This window comes from Peptoniphilus gorbachii (assembly GCF_016908115.1).
Taxonomy (GTDB): Bacteria; Bacillota; Clostridia; order Tissierellales; family Peptoniphilaceae; genus Peptoniphilus_A; species Peptoniphilus_A gorbachii.
Genome location: NZ_JAFBDH010000007.1, coordinates 14,519 through 33,466 on the forward strand (window position 1 = coordinate 14,519; position 18,948 = coordinate 33,466).

The window sequence follows — 18,948 nt, forward strand, 5'->3', positions numbered from 1 at the left end:
ATCAAGATTCCGGTCTAACATTTACCTTTAAAGTTGCAACTACATCTGGATATAATTTGATGTCTATATTTTTCATGCCAGCTTCTTTAATATTTTCAGACAAGTCAATTTTTTTCTTGTCTACTTCAATTTTATATTCACTCTTTAAATTTTTTGCAATATCTGCTGAAGTTATTGCGCCAAAAAGTCTTCCGCCTTCGCCAGCCTTTGCCTTAATAGTAAGAGTTATTTCTTCAATTTTTTTCTTAACTTCATTTGCCTTTGCACGGTTTTCTTTTTCTAATTTTTCTTCTTCAATTTTATTTTTCTTCCAGATTTCCATATTTTCTGGAGTAGCTTCAATGGCAACTCCCCTTGGGATTAAAAAGTTTCTAGCATAGCCAGTTTTTGCGTTAACTATGCTTCCCTTAGCTCCTAAGTTTTTGTCGTCCTTTAATAAAATTACTTTCATGTTATTCCTCGCTTTTATTTTCTTCTAAATATTTATCAATTGCGTCTATTAAAATCTTTTCTGCTTCATCTAAATCAGTAGTATCAACTTGGGCTCCAGCCATATTTAAGTGGCCGCCACCTCCGATTTTTTCAAGAATAAGTTGCACTGAAACAACTTCTCCACGAGACCTGCCTGATATATGAGTTTTGCCATCGTTAATTGTTAAAACAAAGGATGCATCAATGCCATTTATATCAAGTAGGGCATCGGCAGCTTGTGCAGCCACAAGGACGGAATTTTTTGCCGCCTTTTCAAATCTCGACACAGCAATATTGTCGTGGATAATTTTTGTATTGTGAATTACATCTGCCCTGTAAAGCATTGTGTCTAAGTCATCTTGGAAAAGAGACTTAACCTTTAACATATTTGCACCGGCTCTTTTTAAAACAGAAGCAGCTTCAAAAGTTCTCACACCAGTTTGGAAAGAGAAATTTTTTGTATCAACTACTATACCACTCATGAGAGCATCAGCTTCAAAGTGAGTCAAATTTAAGTCATCAGACATATAAGATAACATTTCAGTTATTAATTCACAAGTTGAAGAAGCATAAGGTTCCAAATATGTTAAAACTGGATTTTCAACAAATTCCTTGCCCCTTCTGTGATGGTCGATTACAACTATTTGACCAGTTTTCTTTAAAAGGTCAGGATACTCTGTAAAGGATGGCTTGTGATTGTCTACTAAAATTATTAGAGAAGAATGCTTTATAGTATTCATGGCAGTATCTCTAGAAATCACCTTTTCATAAATTTCTGGCTCCTCTTCCTTCATTCTATCAATTAAATTATCAATTGATGGATTGGACTTTTCAAGAACTATAAAGCCTTCTTTATTTCTATTTAAAGTGGCACGAAGACAACCTATGGCTGCACCAATGGCATCCATGTCTGGATTTTGGTGGCCCATAATATAGACATTTTCAGATCTGTCAATTAATTGTTTTAGGGCTTCACCTATAACTCTTGCCTTAACCTTATTTCTCTTTTCAACAGCCTTGGACTTTCCACCAAAGAATTCATAATTGTCATCAACTTTTACAACAGCTTGATCTCCACCACGTCCTAGGGCAAGATCAAGAGATGAGTCAGATTCAATATAGGCATCTTTAAAATTAAGTCCAAAGGAAGAAACTCCAATAGATAAAGTTATGGGAATTGAATTCCCCTTATTTAAGTCTCTCAAATCATCTAAGATGTCAAACCTCTTATCTTTTAAAGAATTAAGGGATTTAAAAGTCATGACAACAAGATATAAATCTTCGTCAACTTTTCTAACTAAAGCGTCATATTCTTCAAAGTATTGAGAAATAGTGGAGTCAATGTCTGCTATAAGTAGGGGTCTAATTTCTGATGGAGCAGAACTTACTGCCTCAGAGAAATTGTCCACTTCAATTTTTGCAATAATTGGATATTCAGAAATGTATTTATCCTTTAAGCCTTGGTAGGCAGTATTATCTACAAAATAAAGTAAAACAGACTTACCTTCATTTTTTTCAGATTTATTTTCCACAACATTTGTGTAGACGCTAAAGGATCTCTTGTTTATCTCAATGGGAAGTGTATTTTCACCATTTTTATTTAAGATATTTGAGATATCAATATCTTTAACTAAATTTTCAAGGTCTTTATCAATTAGACTCTTTTCATTAAATAAATTTATAAAAGGAGTATTGTACCAGAGAATTTTAGCCTTTTCATCAGTAACTACCAAGGGAAAAGGCATATCAAAAATAGCTTTTTTAGTCAAAGAATCAAATTTTTCATTTAAATTTTCAATATGTTTTATTGTCTCTTCATTCTTATTTTTGATATCAGAATAAGTTACATAAATAACATAAGCTAAAGCAAAAACGGAAATAAGACCAAGAATTGGCTTTAGAAATATTAAAACAATAACAACTGCTATACCAAAAATAAGATAGGGGAGAAAATCATTAATTTTATAATTATCTTTCATATTATTCCCACTTAATTTATTTTTCTAAAATTAATAATTTGGTCAAGAGCGCCAAGTATCATAACAAATATTTGTAGTGTTGATATAGCTAAGCAAAGACCAATTAATAAAAATTGTAAAAAACTTTTAAAAGCAAATCTCGTCATGAAAAATTTAAGGACACTTATTCCAGCTACAAAAAGCATAAAATAAAGTAAATTCATTAAATTTAAGGTAAAAATTTCACCGCTTGTTCCAAAATAATCACCAGCTAAAGCAAAAATTGCAAGTGTTGCAAGAGATAGCAAAATTATTTCTCTTGGAAATTTTAAAAATTCAAGAGAAGATGGTTGCATTATAAACTTTCCCTTGGAAAGGAGAGTTCTGCCAGCTGTTGTATAAGTTATATATGAAGTAACTACAGATAAAATTATTAAAATAGAAGGAAATATTTGTAAAAATCCCTTGTAATAAATTTCTGCACTTTGAGAAAAAGCTGTTAAATCACCTTGAGAAAGACCAGCATCTTTTGCAATATTTGTATAAAAACTTGTAATTGCATTAATAGTTTCCCTTGAATTTAAAACTTCACTATTTATGCCAAAGGCAAAAAATAATACCATTATAGATGTAAAAAATATAAGAGATGTTGCAAGAATTGTAGCTGCAACAGATCTATTTGTAGATATCATATAGTGAAAAATTAAGATGAAGGGTCCAAAAATTGTAAAAATTATTATTGCTTCAATTGGTCCTAAAATAGCACCGATTAAGAAGACAACTGCAATTAAAGTCGCCATCACTTTTATAATTCCTTCTTTTACAGATTCAACTACATACATAGAAGGAAATAAAATATAAAGAAAGGGAAAAATCATTCCAATCATGGAAATAATTATAGACCTGGTAAAAAGTCTAAAGAGTCCCTTAAAATCAGTTTCTTTTTCCAATAAATCAACTCCTGTCCTCTTCATTTTACCACAGAATTAGAATTTGATAAAGAAATCTAAATTTAGGTAAAAATTATAAAAATAAAAAATAAAGTTGGCGATAAAGTCTTGGCAAATTTTATAAAAAAAGCCAGGGCAATCCCTAGCTTTAAAAATTAGTAAATAATTAAGTTGTCGCCATCCTTATACATAAAGAAGCTGTCGTAAATTCCATCAGGGCTGTTCTCTAAGTCCAGTAAAAAGTCCTCTATATTTTCCATGACTTCATCAGTAATTTCCAAATCCTCGTAGCGAAAAGTAATGCCCGATAGGATAATTTTCTTTTCCTCCATAAATTCCTTCCTTTCTCAAAAAATAATTAAAAAACAAAAACTACACTTAATAAATAACTTAAAAAAGAAAAAAATTATATAGAAAAAAGTTCCCCTAAAGGAACTTTAAAATTAATTGCTAAAATATGCAAGGAAGAGGGCACCTGGACCTGTATGAGTGCCAACAACGCTTCCTATTTGTATAAATTCTGGAGAAGAAATTTTATCTTCCCAAAGATCTTTTGTCTCTCTCAAATATTTTTCAATCTTTTCACTGTCTCTACCTGTGTAGCCAAGTTTTAGAGGCATAGAAAAATCAATTGACCCATGTTTTTCTATTTCGCTAATAAATAAGTTGTTGGCATTTTTTATTCCCTTTGCCTTGCCAACAGATTCTATTGCACCATCTTCCATGGAAAGAAGTACCTTGACAGAGAAGAGTCCACCTATAAGGGCAGATGCCTTTGAAATTCTTCCGCCTCTTTCAAGATATTCCAAGGTGTCAACTAAAACTACAAGTCTAAGTCTTTTCTTTGCTTCCTCCAAAAGTTCGGCAATTTCTCTTGCAGATTTACCTTCTCTTACAAGTCTCATGGCGTAATCAACGAGAGCTCCCTCTGCATTTGAAACATTTAAGCTATCTACAATAAAAATTTTATCTTCAAGACCCTCACTAGCTATCTTTGCACTTTGATAAGTTCCAGATAATTTTGACGATAAAACAATAACTACAGCTTCATCACCCTTATCTACAACTTCTTTGTAGGCCTCAATAAAAGCCATAGGAGTTGGTTGACTTGTCTTTGGAAATTCTTCTTTCCTTTCAAGCCTTTCATAAAATTCATCCTTTGTAATATCAACTGAATCTAAAAAGTCTTCCTCTCCAAAAGTAACATGAAGAGGAACTACAATTAAGTCCTTCTTAATATTTTCTTCTATGTCACAAGTTGATCCTACAATTATTTTTACTGCCATATATTTCCTCACAATTATTTATATTTTATCCATTTTACTATTATACATAATAAATATTAAAAATCCTTTTATAAATTATTAACATTTCATTAATTATTCACATATTTACTATCTTGTGTAAGCTTTAGTATAAAGAAAAGTATCTGAGCTGTCAATATAGATACAAAGGCATCTATAAAGTTTTTGTGGTAAAATATTAAGTGAAATTGGTTTTATTTGGGGAGATGATTTTATTAATAGATATTCAAAAATTACTAACAAGACAAAGAGAGAAATTGTCCTTTTAAAGGCTAAACCCTGCAAGTGGGGCAAGTGTACTTTTTGTGATTATATAGAAGACAACGAAGTGGACAGTAAAAAAATTGACGAGATAAATTTTGAAGTCTTAAAAAATGTTACTGGAGAATTTGGAGTCTTAGAAGTCATTGACTCAGCCTCAGTTTTTGATTTGACAGAATCTACTCTTAGAGAAATAAAAAGAATTGTTGAGGAAAAAAATATAAGGCGCTTATTTTTTGAAGCCCACTGGATTTATAGAAATAGGCTTCATGAAATGAGAGTTTTTTTTAAAGTTCCCATAACTTTTAAAACAGGCATAGAAACTTTTGACAATGACTTTAGAGAAAAAGTCCTAAAAAAGGGTGCAGACTTTAAAGATTATAGAGAAGTGAAAAAATATTTTGACTCGCCTTGTGTAATGGTTGGCATAAAGGGACAGACGAGAGAAATGATTGATCGCGACATGGAAATTATAAAAAACTTCTCCCACGCAACAGTAAATATTTTTATGAATAACTCAACTGATATAAAAAGAGACGAAGAACTTGTAAAGTGGTTCGTAGAAAAATATAGGTATCTTGAAGATGATCCAAGAGTTGATATTTTATTTGAAAATACAGACTTTGGTGTGGGCTAAAAAAGACGCTGTAGATAAACAGCGCCTTTTTTCATTCATACTTCTTATATTTTAATATTTTATAAATAGTTAAAATAGATAAAGAACTAAGAAAAATAAAAACATGATTTTGTGGTGATTCAGATGCCATTGGAGAAATAAAATCTCCTATAAAAAATTCTAGCAAAACTAAAATAATATAAATTATAGCAAGACATTTTATATGGTTACTAAACTTAAAACTATAAAATTTTTCAAAAAAGCTTAAAATAACTAAGCTTAAAACACTATATATCAAGACAGCTATTTTATTTATTGGATAAAAATAGTTTGCAAAGGAAAGTGCTATAAAGACGAATAGATATAAGATGTGTAAGTTTTTATTTTTTAAAAAATCCATAATAAATCCCTTTCAATTAAGATAGTATTATTTTAACAAAAAATAGGGATTTGTGATTTGAAAATTAAAATTTATAGCATAAAAAATACCCGGTGGAAAATTCACCGAGTTTATTTTTATTGAGAATATTTTATTTTAGATAAATAACATTGTTATCATGTCTTGGACATGAAGTGGTGCTTCTGGTCCAACAGGAAGTCCTATTAGATACCATACTATCATTAAAATTGTCCAACCCAACAAGAAGAACATTGAATATGGAAGCATCATAGATGTAAGAGTTCCAAGTCCAGAGTCCTCGTCGTATTTTTGCATGAAAACAACGATCATTGCAAAGTAAGACATAAGTGGTGTGATGATATTTGTTGAAGAGTCACCAATTCTATAGGCAACTTGTGTAAGTGCAGGTGAAAGTTCAAGATTATACATCATTGGCACAAATATTGGAGCCATAATTGCCCATTTTGCAGAAGCTGATCCCATAAATAGGTTTAAGAAAGCTGAAAGCAAGATGAACATAATTAATAGTGGGAGTCCCTTTAAGTTAATAGAATCCAAGAAGTCTGCTCCGTTTTTTGCAAGGATAAGACCTAAGTTTGTTTTATTAAAGTAAGATACAAACTGTGCAGCAAAGAAAGCAAGAACAAGGTATCCACCCATGCCCTTCATTGCCTTTGTCATTGCATCCACAAGGTCGTGGGAAGTTTTTATAGTTCCAACAGTTTTACCATAAGCGATACCAGGAATCATAAATAATAGTAGCATAGCTGGTATAAGTCCGTGACCTAAGAAAAACTTAAGAGTTTTAATGTCTTTTCCATCTTCTACTGCTCTAAATGGGGCATTTGCTGGGAACATTAAGACTGCCATAACCACAACAAAAATTATAAAAGCTATAAGAGCATTTCTAAGGCCCTTCTTTTCCAAATCAGTTAGTGGACTTTCGTCAGCCTTGTAAGATCCATGGTATTCTCCTAAGTTCTTTTCTACAATTCTATTAGTTACAAGAGTACCAATTATTGTGATTAAGAAAGTTGATACAAATAGGAAGTACCAGTTACAAGTAGCGGCAAGAGTCATATCTATACCACCAGCTTTTAGGGCTTCATTTGTAATATTTGTAAGTAGTGGGTCAGTTGTACCAAGTAATAAGTTGGCAGAAAAACCACCACTTACGCCTGCAAAAGCTGCGGCAATACCGGCAAGGGGATGACGACCTGCATTTGCAAATATAAGTGCTCCTAGTGGAACTACTACTAGGTATCCAGCGTCAGATGCAATATTTGATATAACGCCAGCAAATACAACTGTGGCAGTTAAAAGTGTAGGGTTTACATTTGATAGAAGTCTTTTTAAAGTTGCATTAAAAAGTCCACTGTTTTCTGCAACACCAACACCAAGCATAGCTACAAGAACTGTTCCTAGTGGAGCAAAGCCTGTAAAATTTTCTGTTGCAGAGTTAAAGATATAAGCAAGGCCTTCCCAATTTAATAGAGAAACAGCTTCTTTAGTTACTTCTTCTCCAGCTTTTGCGTCGAAATATGTAACATTCAAGCCTGCTTTTGCTGCAAAATGTGATACTATGATTACGATTACACTAAGTATTGCAAAAATCATGGCTGGATGAGGTAATTTATTACCAATTCTTTCTACGCCTTTCAGAAAACCGCCGACATCATTTTGGTCTTTTATTTTTTTGTTTTTTTCTGTCATATAATCCTCCTTATTAATAAAAATAATATTCTCAAATTTTATATTATAGTATATTTGTTATACTTGCAACAAAAAATTAACAATATTACCGTTTTTGGCATTACTTTAATAGATTAAATTAAATGATTTATTTTAAAACAAAAGTAAAAACATTTATAAACTTCTATTTGCTTATAAATTTGTAAATTCTGGGAAGGAGAAGAATAATTTTATTTCCAAATTTTAACACTTTATGCTAAAATAGACTAAAAGAAGGTGACAAATAAATGAAAGAATACAGTTCCTTTGAAATTCTTGGACCCATAATGGTTGGTCCATCATCATCTCACACTGCAGGCGCTTGCAAAATAGCAAGAGTTGCAGCAAAAATTTGTCCTAATAATTATGAAAGTGTAGAATTTTATCTACACGGTTCCTTTGCATATACGTATAAGGGACACGGAACAGATAGAGCTCTTTTGGGTGGAATTATGGGCTTTAAGACATATGATAATTCTATTAGAAGGGCTTATGAAATTGCAGATGAAAGAGGGATTAAATACTCTTTTATTCCAATGAATTTGGGAGAAGAATATCATCCAAATACTGTTAAAATAAAATTTAATTATAAAGATGGAAATAGCGAATACGTAATTGGCTCTTCAATTGGAGGAGGCAATATGATAATCGTTGATATAAATGGAATAAAAGTTGAGTTTGACGGAAAATTCCCGACATTTTTATTCCAATACGACGAACAAAAGGGCGTTATCGCCGAAGTTTCAACAGCTTTAGCTAATGATAACTACAATATTGAATCTATTAACACAAGTAAGGACGAACTTACAAATATTGTAACTCTTACAGTGGAATTAGACGAAAATGCCAATGAAAACTTAAAAAATCTTTTGTTAAATAATCCTAGATATTTAACTTCAAAATATGTGGAGGTTTAAATGTTAAATACTGCTAAAGAAATTATAGAAGTATGTGAAAGTGAAAATCTTCACCTTTATGACTTAGTATTAAAGGGAGAGACAAAGGCCCTTAAAATGACTGAAGAAGAGATGAAGAAAAAGCTACAAGAAATTTTAGATGTTATGAAAGCGTCATCTCATGAAACACTAGATAAAACTTATGACACTGAATATAAAATGATAGACGGCTTCGCAAAAAAGATGAACGACTATCAAAAAGAAAAAGATCCTTTAACTAGTAAATTTCTAGTTAGGACAATGGCTATGGCCTTTTCCACATCGGAAACCAATGCAAATATGGGAACTATTGCAGCAGCGCCAACTGCTGGAAGTTCTGGTATTATGCCTGCAGCCTTAATGGCAGCAAGGGACAAATATGGTTTAGATGATGAGACTTTAATAAATGGACTCTTGACATCAATAGGAATAGGGCAAATTATTGGTAAATATGCAACATTCGCCGGTGCTGAAGGTGGATGCCAAGCTGAATGTGGTTCTGCCAGTGCTATGGCAGCTGCCGCAGTAACTGAAATGCTTGGCGGAAGCGTAGAAGAAGCACTAAATGCAGCCAGCATTACACTTATTAATGTAATGGGGCTAGCCTGCGATCCAATAGCAGGACTAGTAGAGTATCCATGTACTTTTAGAAATGCCTCAGGAGTTATGAATTCTTTCATATCAGTTGATATGGCCCTTGCAGGTATAAAATCTATTGTACCTTTTGACGAAGTTTGTCAAGCAATGGGTGAAGTAGGGCATCTACTACATGAATCTATTAGGGAGACTGGTCTTGGCGGACTAGCAGGTACAAAAACCGGACAATGTATTAGAGCCGAGTTTTTGAATATTAAGGAGGATTAAAATGACAGAAAAAAAGAAAAAAATAGGTCTAATTCCTAGACTTATTATTGCTATTGCGCTAGGTATTCTAGTTGGACAATATTGCCCTGCAGTAGTAACTAAAATTGCAATCACAATCTCTGGATTATTTGGAAAGTTCTTAAATTTCATTATTCCATTAATGATCATTGCCTTTGTATCTAAGGGTATTGCAGACCTATCTGAAGGTGCTGGTAAACTTTTAGGAGCTACAGTTGCGCTTGCCTATGCATCAACACTAATTGCGGGATCTCTATCCTACACTATGGCAAGAAACATATTCCCAAGCTTTATTAAACCAGAACTTGCAGAACAAGTTCAAAAAGCAACTGCAAATGAAATTGCACCTTTCTTTGAAATTCCGCTAGGAGCTTTCATTGATGTAACTGCAGCACTTGTACTTGCATTTATGCTAGGACTTACAGTTTCAGCACTAAGAGCAAAGGGAAGCGGAGAAGTTTTCTATAAGGGAATTAACGAATTCAACGAAATCATAAATTTAGTATTAGCAAGATTCGTAATACCTCTACTTCCATTCTTTATCTTTGGTAACTTCTGTAACCTATCATATTCAGGTTCAGTATTTGCAATTCTTGGAATATTCTGGAAAATATTCCTATGCATTATTATTTTGCACTTACTTTATATGGTTATTTTATTTGTTGCAGCAGGATCATACACAGGAAGAAACCCATTCAAATGCTTAAAAGCAGCAGTTCCAGCTTACTTAACAGCTGTAGGAACTCAATCTTCAGCAGCAACTATTCCTGTTAACGTTGCTTGTAACAGAAAAATGGGCGTAACAAGACAAATTAGAGAATTCTGTATCCCACTATGTGCAACAGTTCACTTAGCTGGATCAATGATTACTCTAACAGCTTGTGTATTTACATTACTTACAATGTTCGATATGCCTCACTCTTTCCCACTAATTCTTAAATTTATTTGTATCCTAGGAGTTGCTATGGTAGCAGCACCAGGAGCACCAGGTGGAGCAGTAATGAGTGCACTTCCATTCTTACCAGTAGTAGGAATTGATTCATCAGGAACACTTGCTACAATTTTAATTTCACTATATCTAACTCAAGACTCTTTTGGTACAGCAGCTAACGTAACTGGCGATAACGCTATTTCTATGGCAGTTGAAAAAATCTATTACAAGTACATTGTAAAAAGACCTATTCCAGAAGAAAACTTCGAAGAAGAAGCAAGATTAGATATTTAACAAAAATGCATATTTACCTAGAAAAAGCTATGTCAATGACATAGCTTTTTTGTTTATAAAATATATTTTTTAAACAATTAAAGAATTAAAATAAATTTGTTATAATAAAATTAAAGGTTGGTGTTATATGAAAACTGTACTTATAACAGGTGCCTCAAGAGGAATTGGAAGAGATATTGCAAAGAGGCTTGCAAAAGAAGATTACAGAATAATAATTAATTATAATAAATCAGAAGAAGAAGCAAAAAAATTAGAAGAAGAAATTAGAACTATGGGAAAAGATGCCCTTGCAATAAAGGCAGATGTTACAAAGTTTTCTGAAGTTGAGAATATGTTTAAGGAAGTGGCAAAAAAATTTAAGGGCGTTGACATACTTATAAATAATGCAGGAATTTCTAGCTACGCACTTTTTCAAGATATTGATGAAAAAACTTGGGATAATATTTTTGATGTAAATGTTAAGGGAGTTTATAATTCCATTCACGCAGCTCTTCCCTATATGTTAGAAAAACATTCTGGAAAAATTTTAAATATGTCATCTATTTGGGGTATAGTTGGTGGATCTATGGAGAGCCACTATTCTGCAAGTAAGGGTGCCATAAATGCCCTTACAAAAGCTTTGGCACAAGAACTTGGCTACTCTGGCATAACAGTTAATGCTATTGCACCAGGGGCAGTTGATACACCAATGACAAAGGAAATAGGAGAAGAAAATTTGTGTATTCTTTCAGAAGAAATTCCCATGGGACGACTTGCCACAACTGAAGAAATTGCAGAGCTAGTTGCCTTTATGGTTTCAGAGAAAAATTCTTATATGACGGGACAAATCATTTCTCCAAATGGTGGAATGATAGTCTATTAATTTATAAAAAAGAGGTATTTACAATGAAAATTTTATTTATTTACAATCCAAATTCTGGCGACGAAAGTGGAGAAGAGTTTATTGGAGAAGTTCAAAAGTATTTAGAAGGATATTTTGAGGAGATAATTTTAAAGGGAACAAAAAAAGAAGGCGATGGCACAAAATTTGTCCAAGAGACAAAAGATGTAGATGCCATTGGAGTTTATGGTGGAGATGGAACTGTAAATGAAGTTTTACTTGGCATGAATAAAGTTTCTTCAAAGGCTAAGCTTTTAGTCTTGCCAGGCGGAACTGGAAACTTATTTGCCAAAAAACTTGGAATTGATGATGACAAAGAAGCTGCTTTAAGATCCATTGATTTTACTAAGTCAAAAAAGGTTGACCTTGGAAAAGTTAATGAGAATATTTTTAGCCTTTTTGCGTCAATAGGTGCAGTGCCAGAAGCAATTCACGAAGTCTCTTCAGAAGAAAAATCAAAATTTGGGGGACTTGCCTATATAAAGAAGTCCATAGAAAAATTAGCTTCATCAGAAGAATATCAGTTTCAAGTGAAATCTGATGCTGGAAATTATTCTGGACCAGTAGATCACTTAATAGTTGGCTTATCAAATAAAATTGGGAATATAGAATTTACAAGTGAAAATGAAGAAATGGATAATGGAAAGGCAAATTTATTTATACTTACAAGGGACAGCATTAAAGACAGACTAGAAGCTTTAAAGGATTCTATTATTGGAGAAGTTGAAGAAGGCGAAAATGTAGTTCACTATTCTGTAAAAGATGTGGAAATAAATTCAATAGATGGAGAAGATGTTACTCTTGATATTGATGGAGATAAGGGTCCAAATTTGCCAGTAAAAATAGAAATTTTAAAGGAAGCAGTGGAAGTTTATCTCCCAAGAGAGGTGCAGAATGACTAAGGTTTTATATGCCAAGGATTATGTTGATAAAAAGAACAAGGAATTAATTGAAAAAGTAAAAAATTTAAAATCTAAGCCAATTATTTCTATAATTAGAGTGGGCAATGACTACGGCAGCCTTGCCTATGAAAAGGGAATAAAAAAGACGGCTGAAAAAATTGGAGTCCAAGTTGATTCAAATGAGTTTTCAAAAGATTCAAGTGAAGAAGAAGTTATTGAGAGAATAAAAAAGTTAAATGAGGATAAAAAAATTGGGGGTATTCTAATTTTTAGACCTCTTCCAGAAAATTTTAATGAGGAAAAAATTTCTCTTGCCCTTGATCCAAAAAAGGATATAGATTGTATGCACCCAGTAAATATGGCAAAAGTTTTTAGCGGCGATGTAAGTGGATTTACTCCCCTTGCTCCAAAGGCTTCCTACGAACTTTTAAAATTTTATGGCTATGACTTAAAGGGAAAGGAAACAGTTATTATAAACCACTCTAATGTTGTGGGTAAGCCTCTTGCCATGTTTTTATTAAAGGATCTTGCCACAGTTACAATTTGTCATGTTGGCACAAGGGACTTAAAAAAGCACACAAAATCAGCAGATATAATTTTTACAGCCATGGGACGTGCCGAAAGTTTAGATGATACTTATTTTAATGAAGATGCTATCGTAATTGACATTGGAACTTCAAAAAATAAGGAAGGAAAATATAAGGGCGACTTAGACGAAAAGTCTGTAGATGGAAAAATAAGTGCCTACTCACCAGTTCCTGGAGGAATTGGCAGTATTACAAATCTTCTTTTAATTGAAAATGTAGTAAATTATTATTAAAAATTTCAGCTCTCCAAATTTTCTGGAGAGTTTTTTATTTTTAAATTTGTTATAATGAAAAAAAGGAGAAAAAAATGATAACAAATAATGTAATATTAGTTAGGCCCTATGCCTTTAATTTTAATAAAGAGACAGCCGTGGATAATGTCTACCAAGAATGTCCAAAGAAAATATCAGAAGATGAAATAAAAAATAAAGCTTTAGAGGAATTTGACCAAGCCCTTAGGCTTCTTCGTGAAAATAATATTCATGTAGATGTAATAGAAGATTTTGACGAGACTACGCCTGATTCAATTTTTCCCAACAATGTCTTTGTGACTTTCCCTGGAAAAGTTTTTATTTCACAAATGTATGCCAATAATAGAAGTAGAGAATATAAAAAGATTTTACCTCAGCTTAAAAAAATTATTGACTACAATAAAGCTCATGTAATTGATTTTAGAAATGATGAGGGAAAAGTATTAGAAGGGACAGGCGCCCTTGTCATAGATAGGTGGAAGGGTATTTGTTATGGAAGCCTTTCAAAACGCTGTGACAAGAGTGAATTTTTAAGGTTTGCTAAAATTTTTAATTTAAAGCCAATTTATTTTAGGTCAGAAGATAAGGGCAAGGACATTTACCACACAAATGTGGTCATGATGGTGGCAGAAAAATTTGCAATTATTGCAGATAATTTAATAGTAGAAAATAAAGAGGAAGTTCTAAAGTCCCTTAGAGATTCTGGCAAGGAAATTATTTCTTTAGGGGAAGATGAATTTAATAATTACGCAGCAAATGCTATTGAATTAAAAGGTCATGACAAAAATATTCTTGTGCTTTCAAAATCTGCCTATGACGTCCTTAGCAGTGAACACAAAAAAATAATTGAAAAATACGATAAAATTTTAGCCATTGATGTTAAGACTATAGAAAAATATGGCGGTGGCTCCATAAGATGTATGATTGCAGAAAATTTCTTTGACATAAGGGAGCTTTGATATGAAATTATTAAAATTCTTGCTTTTTATATTCTTTGCAATTTTTTGGGCAAGGGAAATCCCTGAAAATTTTAAAAATTATAAAGAAGACAAGTCTAGGAAAAATTTATTGCCACTCTTAGGACGACTTATAATGGTTATAGATTGTATGATTTTAGCAGCAGCGATTTATCTTTAAAAGTTAAAAACCGAAAGGGAGATAAATGAAGAGAAAAATAATAAATATAATAGAAATTATTCTTGCCATAATCTTGCTGGCAAGCCTTTATAGGATTTACAACTACAAGAAGGAGGACAGGGCCTTTAAGTCTGCCACAAGAGAAGTCCAAGAAAAATTTGAAAGGGAAGAAGTAAAGGCTGATTCCAAAACTAAAGAGAAAGAAAAAAGGGACCAGGAAGCCATAGAAAAATTTGAAGAACTTAGAAAAGAATATCCTTCTATTGTGGGATGGATTAGGGTTGGTGGAACAGAAATAGACTATCCTATTGTAAAGGGAAGTGATAACGACTACTACCTAAACCACAATTACAAGGATGACTACAATGTTTTTGGCGCCATTTTTATGGATTATAGAAATAAGGAAGATTTTTCAGACCAAAACACAATTATCTACGGCCACAATAATGTTAGGGCTGGAAACTTTAAGGACCTTCACAAGTACGAAGAAGAAAATTTCTTTAAGGAAGATAAGTTTATAGAAATTTATTCTCTTTCTGGTTACAAAAAATACAAGGTCTTTGCAGTTTATAATGCTGACCCCTATGACAAGTTTAGGAGTCCATCTTATTCAGAAGAAGATGGGAAAAAACTTATTTCATACATTAAAGAGAGAAATATTTTAAAGACAGAAGTGCCAAGTGAAATTAAGGATATTTTAACTCTTCAAACTTGTTCTCCAAAAGACACAAGACTTGTGGTGCAGGGAAAATTAGTAGAAGATTAAAATTTATATTTTTAATATGCCTTATTTTACAAAAATCATAAAGATTGTTATAATATAAACAATTGGGAGGTGTTGATTTGTCCAAGAATGCAAGGGGCATTTCTGAAACTGTTATAAGAAGAATGCCAGTTTATCATAGATATTTAAAAGAATTAATTGACACAGGAATCGAGAGAGTTTCTTCTAAAGAACTTAGTCAGATTACTGGATTTAGTGCTTCGCAAATTAGACAGGACTTAAATAATTTTGGCGGTTTTGGTCAACAAGGTTATGGATATAATACAAAGGCTCTAAAGGAACAGGTTGATAAAATTCTTGGAATAGATAGATCTTATAAAAGTATTGTAATTGGTGCAGGTAGACTGGGACAGGCAATAGCAAGATACAATGGTTTTAGAGATTCTGGTTTTAATGTAACTTCTCTCTTTGATATAAAAGACGACATAGAAGATATAAGTGGTATTAAAGTTAGAAATATGAAAGATTTAGAAAAATACATAAAAGATGAGAAAGTTGATGTTGCAATTATAACAGTGCCAAAGGAATCCTTGGAAGATGTAGCGAATAGAGTTATAAATGCAGGTGTTAAGGGAATTTGGAATTTTGCACCCTATGATTTAAAGGGACCTCAAGGTGTAATAGTTGAAAATATTAGACTTAATGACTCTCTTCTTACACTTTCTTATTTTATGAAAGAAATTGGCTGACCTATTATTTATTAATAGGTTTTTTATTTATGGGAGAATTTAATGAAGATAAAATTTGATGGAGATTTTTGTATTATAAGTGAATTAGAAGAATTTAATCCAAGAGACATTTTCACTTGTGGTCAAGCCTTTAGATGGTATGAAGAAAGTGACGGCTCTTTTACTTTTATAACCCATGGAAAAGTTGTAAATGCAAAAAAAGTCGCTGACGAAATATTTTTAAAAGGAGTTGATAAAAATTCCTTTGATGAAATTTTTTATAATTACTTTGATCTTTCTCGTGACTATAAACTTGTAATGGAAGAACTTGCAAAAGATCCTGTAATGAAAAATGCAACAGACTATGGCAAAGGTATAAGAATTTTAAATCAAGACAAATTCGAGACAATTATTTCCTTTATAATTTCTGCAAACAATCAAATACCAAGAATAAAAAAAGCCATAGAAAAAATTTCTGAAATGTATGGCGATTATCTTGGAGAAGATGAAAATAGAAAATATTATTCCTTTCCAAGTGCCGAAAAACTTTCTCTTGCAAGACCAGAAGAATTAAGAGAATTTGCAAGAGTTGGCTTTAGGGACAAAAGAATTGTTGAAACTGCAAATTTAATAAAAGATAGAATCGTAGATATTGATGAAATAGAAAAAATGGAACTCGAAGATGCAAGGCGTGCCCTACAAGTTCTACCTGGAGTTGGACCAAAGGTTGCCGACTGCATCCTTCTCTTTGCTTTTGACAGAAAGGAGTCCTTCCCTGTAGATGTTTGGATAAAAAGAGTTATGGAAGAACTTTATTTAAAAGAAGTAACACCAAAATCAAAAATTGCCATGAGGGGACGAGAAGTCTTTGGCAAAAACGCAGGCTTTGCCAACCAATATTTATTTTATTATGGCAGAGAAAACAAGTTGGGAAAGTAGCTTGTTATGTTAGGAGTTTTTGTTAATGCCATAGCTGTTTTAATTGTGGGACTTTTGGGTGCCTTTATCGGATAAAAATTTCCAGTGAGAATCCAGGAGTCAATTATGAAATTTTTGCCCCTCTGCGTCTTGGTAATGGGAGTGGAGTCTGCCATGAAGGGCAACATTATTGTTTCTATAATTTCTCTTGTCCTTGGAGTAATTGTCGGCGAGCTATTGGACCTTGATGGAAAATTAAATAATTTTGCCAATTCCATAAAAGGAAAATTCATCAGTGGAGAAGAAGATAAGTTTGCAGAAGGTTTTATCTCTGCCAGCTTAATTTTCTGCGTAGGGTATATGACAATACTTGGCTCTATTGACGCAGGACTAAAGGGCGACAATGAAATTTTATTTGCCAAGGCAACTATGGACGCTTTCACTGCCTTTTTCCTCGCCACGATCTTTGGCAGGGGCGTGTCCTTATCAGCCCTTCCAATTTTTATCTATCAGGGGATTTTAGTTTTCCTCTCAGGCTTTTTGGCACCAATACTCTCGCCAGAAATAGCTGCAAATTTGTCGGGCACTGGCGGCATTATGATTATTGCCATTTGCCTTTCCATGTTAAAACTTGTTGACTACAAAATTGCAAATTCACTTCCAGCAATTTTTGTCCCCATAATTTATGGCGTAATACTTAAAATATTTTAAATAAAGGACTGAGTTTTCCTGCTCAGTCCTTTCTCTTTGGAAAAATTTTTTTATAATAGCGAAAATTTATTTTCAAAATTTTTCTCAGTTAAATTTATTTTTTAAAAATTTCTAGTCTTTCTATCCTATCAAAGGCCTCGTTGATCTTGTTCTTATTAACTGTAACTGCAATTCTTATAAAGCCCTTGCCGGCTGGTCCAAAGGCTTCGCCGTCAATTAAATTTACATGGGTCTTTTCTAAAATTTCTCTTAGGACTTCTTTTGTAGTCATGCCTGGTACAGAAATTTTTGGAAAGATATAAAAAGTTCCCTGTGGCTTTAAAACTTCTACATGCTTTAATTTTTTTAGCCTCTCATAGGCGAGATACATCCTCTCCTTGTACTCTTCATAGAGGGGTGGGCAAATGGTCTTTCTATTGGCAATGCCAAGAGCACCTGCGTACTGGCAAATTGTTGGCACTGAATAAACTATGTTCTCGTGAATGTAGGTCATGGTCTTTATTAAGTCTTTATTAGCAAGAATGGCGCCAAGCCTCCAACCAGTCATGACGAAGTCCTTGGACATGGATGTAATTGAAATTACATTTTTAAATTCTTCATCATAGGAAATCATGGGCTTGAATTTGCTTTCGTAGGAATAAATTGTGTAGATGTCGTCGCAAATCACAAGAAGCTTATATTTTTTTGCCATTTCATAAATTTCTTTTAGAGTCTTATCACTATAGACAGCGCCTGTTGGATTGTTAGGCGTGTTTATTATTAAAGCCTTAGTTTTTGCAGTGATTAATTTTTCAATTTCTCTTGGCTCAATATTAAAGTTATTTTCAAAATTTGTTTCATAAATTACTGGCACGCCACCCGTCATTTCAATTTGGTCTGGATAAACGCTAAAGTAAGGCGATGGCACAATGACTTCGTCGCCTGGATTTATTATTGCTTCTAAAATTATATAGAGGGCTTCAGTGCCAGACATAGTAATTAAAATTTCCTTGGGATCACACTTTACACCATAGTCTTCTAAATATGCCTTGGCAATTTCTTTTCTAAGCCCAAGATAACCTTGTGGATCTGCGTAGTGAGTAAAGCCCTTCATCTGTGAGTCGTAGGCTTCCTTTATAATCATCTCGTCTGTCCTAAGGTCTGGATCGCCTAAGGCAAAATTTATAAAGTCAGGATATATATTTGAATAGTCACTTGAATAAATTGACTCTTTAATATTTTTATATTTTTCTTGAATAAATTCTTTCATATTTTCCTCCCTCCTTAGTATTTTAACACAAAAATTTTTTATTTAAGCTCATGCTTTTAATTCCTTAAATATTAAAGTTGTCTATGTTATAATTAAATAAATATAGATAAAATAATAATCGTAATAAA

At 32.7% G+C, this 18,948-nt stretch carries 21 protein-coding genes; 13 read left to right on the plus strand and 8 right to left on the minus strand.

The features are described from left to right. Window position 1: 1 nt before the first annotated feature. From rplI to JOD41_RS07055, 5 genes are all read right to left on the minus strand, one after another. Window positions 2-451, minus strand: a complete 450-nt coding sequence (gene rplI / locus JOD41_RS07035) for a 50S ribosomal protein L9 (protein WP_205052202.1) — start codon at window positions 449-451, stop codon at window positions 2-4. A 1-nt stretch (window position 452) separates the two neighbouring features. After that, window positions 453-2,450, minus strand: a complete 1,998-nt coding sequence (locus JOD41_RS07040; RefSeq protein ID WP_205052203.1) for a DHH family phosphoesterase — start codon at window positions 2,448-2,450, stop codon at window positions 453-455. An 11-nt stretch (window positions 2,451-2,461) separates the two neighbouring features. Further along, window positions 2,462-3,403, minus strand: a complete 942-nt coding sequence (locus tag JOD41_RS07045; RefSeq protein ID WP_205052204.1) for a DUF2232 domain-containing protein — start codon at window positions 3,401-3,403, stop codon at window positions 2,462-2,464. A 131-nt stretch (window positions 3,404-3,534) separates the two neighbouring features. Continuing rightward, entirely contained in the window at window positions 3,535-3,711 is a 177-nt protein-coding gene (locus JOD41_RS07050) for a hypothetical protein (RefSeq protein ID WP_205052205.1), read from the minus strand. A 111-nt stretch (window positions 3,712-3,822) separates the two neighbouring features. Further along, complete coding sequence (locus JOD41_RS07055; RefSeq protein WP_205052206.1) at window positions 3,823-4,665, minus strand: DegV family protein; 843 nt, start codon at window positions 4,663-4,665, stop codon at window positions 3,823-3,825. Window positions 4,666-4,897: 232 nt separating this feature from the next. Here JOD41_RS07055 and JOD41_RS07060 point away from each other — a divergent pair, with 232 nt between their 5' ends. Beyond that, window positions 4,898-5,581, plus strand: coding sequence for a radical SAM protein (locus JOD41_RS07060; protein WP_205052282.1), 684 nt, complete (start codon window positions 4,898-4,900; stop codon window positions 5,579-5,581). Between the two features lie 31 nt (window positions 5,582-5,612). On the opposite strand, the gene JOD41_RS07065 is transcribed toward JOD41_RS07060, so the two are convergent. Next, a complete protein-coding gene (locus tag JOD41_RS07065; RefSeq protein ID WP_205052207.1) occupies window positions 5,613-5,960 on the minus strand; it encodes a hypothetical protein in 348 nt (115 codons plus the stop codon). Window positions 5,961-6,095: 135 nt separating this feature from the next. Then, window positions 6,096-7,673, minus strand: a complete 1,578-nt coding sequence (locus tag JOD41_RS07070) for an AbgT family transporter (RefSeq protein ID WP_205052208.1) — start codon at window positions 7,671-7,673, stop codon at window positions 6,096-6,098. Window positions 7,674-7,939: 266 nt separating this feature from the next. Between JOD41_RS07070 and sdaAB the strand changes: the two genes are divergently transcribed. The 12 genes from sdaAB (at window position 7,940) to JOD41_RS07130 (ending at window position 17,571) form a co-directional block, all read left to right on the plus strand. Continuing rightward, window positions 7,940-8,608, plus strand: a complete 669-nt coding sequence (gene sdaAB / locus JOD41_RS07075) for an L-serine ammonia-lyase, iron-sulfur-dependent subunit beta (protein WP_205052209.1) — start codon at window positions 7,940-7,942, stop codon at window positions 8,606-8,608. Beyond that, window positions 8,609-9,490, plus strand: coding sequence for an L-serine ammonia-lyase, iron-sulfur-dependent, subunit alpha (gene sdaAA / locus JOD41_RS07080; RefSeq protein WP_205052210.1), 882 nt, complete (start codon window positions 8,609-8,611; stop codon window positions 9,488-9,490). It begins immediately after the preceding gene. Between the two features lies 1 nt (window position 9,491). Beyond that, the gene (locus JOD41_RS07085) at window positions 9,492-10,733 is read left to right on the plus strand and encodes a dicarboxylate/amino acid:cation symporter (protein WP_205052211.1); all 1,242 of its coding nucleotides are present in this window, start codon (window positions 9,492-9,494) and stop codon (window positions 10,731-10,733) included. A 127-nt stretch (window positions 10,734-10,860) separates the two neighbouring features. After that, window positions 10,861-11,595 (plus strand): elongation factor P 5-aminopentanone reductase, encoded by a 735-nt coding sequence (gene ymfI, locus JOD41_RS07090; RefSeq protein WP_205052212.1) that lies wholly within the window; start codon window positions 10,861-10,863, stop codon window positions 11,593-11,595. 23 nt (window positions 11,596-11,618) lie between these two features. Next, window positions 11,619-12,515 carry a diacylglycerol/lipid kinase family protein gene (locus tag JOD41_RS07095; protein WP_205052213.1) on the plus strand — a complete coding sequence of 299 codons (897 nt, stop codon included), beginning with the start codon at window positions 11,619-11,621 and terminating at the stop codon, window positions 12,513-12,515. Then, complete coding sequence (locus JOD41_RS07100; RefSeq protein ID WP_205052214.1) at window positions 12,508-13,335, plus strand: bifunctional 5,10-methylenetetrahydrofolate dehydrogenase/5,10-methenyltetrahydrofolate cyclohydrolase; 828 nt, start codon at window positions 12,508-12,510, stop codon at window positions 13,333-13,335. Before JOD41_RS07095 ends, JOD41_RS07100 begins: the two co-directional genes overlap by 8 nt. A 74-nt stretch (window positions 13,336-13,409) precedes the next feature. Further along, window positions 13,410-14,312 carry an arginine deiminase-related protein gene (locus tag JOD41_RS07105; RefSeq protein WP_205052215.1) on the plus strand — a complete coding sequence of 301 codons (903 nt, stop codon included), beginning with the start codon at window positions 13,410-13,412 and terminating at the stop codon, window positions 14,310-14,312. Window position 14,313: 1 nt separating this feature from the next. Continuing rightward, window positions 14,314-14,490, plus strand: a complete 177-nt coding sequence (locus JOD41_RS07110; protein WP_205052216.1) for a hypothetical protein — start codon at window positions 14,314-14,316, stop codon at window positions 14,488-14,490. 25 nt (window positions 14,491-14,515) lie between these two features. Further along, complete coding sequence (gene srtB / locus JOD41_RS07115) at window positions 14,516-15,256, plus strand: class B sortase (protein WP_205052217.1); 741 nt, start codon at window positions 14,516-14,518, stop codon at window positions 15,254-15,256. A 77-nt stretch (window positions 15,257-15,333) separates the two neighbouring features. Then, window positions 15,334-15,963 carry a redox-sensing transcriptional repressor Rex gene (locus JOD41_RS07120; protein ID WP_205052218.1) on the plus strand — a complete coding sequence of 210 codons (630 nt, stop codon included), beginning with the start codon at window positions 15,334-15,336 and terminating at the stop codon, window positions 15,961-15,963. Between the two features lie 42 nt (window positions 15,964-16,005). Next, a complete protein-coding gene (locus JOD41_RS07125; RefSeq protein ID WP_205052219.1) occupies window positions 16,006-16,881 on the plus strand; it encodes a DNA-3-methyladenine glycosylase family protein in 876 nt (291 codons plus the stop codon). Between the two features lie 84 nt (window positions 16,882-16,965). Beyond that, entirely contained in the window at window positions 16,966-17,571 is a 606-nt protein-coding gene (locus tag JOD41_RS07130) for a DUF554 domain-containing protein (RefSeq protein ID WP_338046855.1), read from the plus strand. Between the two features lie 94 nt (window positions 17,572-17,665). Here the strand turns inward: JOD41_RS07130 and JOD41_RS07135 are convergent, their stop codons facing one another. Further along, window positions 17,666-18,820 (minus strand): aminotransferase class I/II-fold pyridoxal phosphate-dependent enzyme, encoded by a 1,155-nt coding sequence (locus tag JOD41_RS07135; RefSeq protein WP_205052220.1) that lies wholly within the window; start codon window positions 18,818-18,820, stop codon window positions 17,666-17,668. Window positions 18,821-18,948: the final 128 nt, after the last annotated feature.

Excerpts from the sequence above, each read along its gene's own strand:
- JOD41_RS07070 (WP_205052208.1), bottom strand. The coding sequence starts at position 7,673 with ATGACAGAAAAAAACAAAAAAATAAAAGACCAAAATGATGTCGGCGGT.
- rplI (WP_205052202.1), bottom strand. The coding sequence starts at position 451 with ATGAAAGTAATTTTATTAAAGGACGACAAAAACTTAGGAGCTAAGGGA.
- JOD41_RS07095 (WP_205052213.1), top strand. The coding sequence starts at position 11,619 with ATGAAAATTTTATTTATTTACAATCCAAATTCTGGCGACGAAAGTGGA.
- JOD41_RS07100 (WP_205052214.1), top strand. The coding sequence starts at position 12,508 with ATGACTAAGGTTTTATATGCCAAGGATTATGTTGATAAAAAGAACAAG.
- sdaAB (WP_205052209.1), top strand. The coding sequence starts at position 7,940 with ATGAAAGAATACAGTTCCTTTGAAATTCTTGGACCCATAATGGTTGGT.
- JOD41_RS07050 (WP_205052205.1), bottom strand. The coding sequence starts at position 3,711 with ATGGAGGAAAAGAAAATTATCCTATCGGGCATTACTTTTCGCTACGAG.
- sdaAA (WP_205052210.1), top strand. The coding sequence starts at position 8,609 with ATGTTAAATACTGCTAAAGAAATTATAGAAGTATGTGAAAGTGAAAAT.
- JOD41_RS07065 (WP_205052207.1), bottom strand. The coding sequence starts at position 5,960 with ATGGATTTTTTAAAAAATAAAAACTTACACATCTTATATCTATTCGTC.
- JOD41_RS07085 (WP_205052211.1), top strand. The coding sequence starts at position 9,492 with ATGACAGAAAAAAAGAAAAAAATAGGTCTAATTCCTAGACTTATTATT.
- JOD41_RS07125 (WP_205052219.1), top strand. The coding sequence starts at position 16,006 with ATGAAGATAAAATTTGATGGAGATTTTTGTATTATAAGTGAATTAGAA.
- ymfI (WP_205052212.1), top strand. The coding sequence starts at position 10,861 with ATGAAAACTGTACTTATAACAGGTGCCTCAAGAGGAATTGGAAGAGAT.
- JOD41_RS07105 (WP_205052215.1), top strand. The coding sequence starts at position 13,410 with ATGATAACAAATAATGTAATATTAGTTAGGCCCTATGCCTTTAATTTT.
- JOD41_RS07110 (WP_205052216.1), top strand. The coding sequence starts at position 14,314 with ATGAAATTATTAAAATTCTTGCTTTTTATATTCTTTGCAATTTTTTGG.
- JOD41_RS07055 (WP_205052206.1), bottom strand. The coding sequence starts at position 4,665 with ATGGCAGTAAAAATAATTGTAGGATCAACTTGTGACATAGAAGAAAAT.
- JOD41_RS07135 (WP_205052220.1), bottom strand. The coding sequence starts at position 18,820 with ATGAAAGAATTTATTCAAGAAAAATATAAAAATATTAAAGAGTCAATT.
- JOD41_RS07045 (WP_205052204.1), bottom strand. The coding sequence starts at position 3,403 with ATGAAGAGGACAGGAGTTGATTTATTGGAAAAAGAAACTGATTTTAAG.
- srtB (WP_205052217.1), top strand. The coding sequence starts at position 14,516 with ATGAAGAGAAAAATAATAAATATAATAGAAATTATTCTTGCCATAATC.
- JOD41_RS07040 (WP_205052203.1), bottom strand. The coding sequence starts at position 2,450 with ATGAAAGATAATTATAAAATTAATGATTTTCTCCCCTATCTTATTTTT.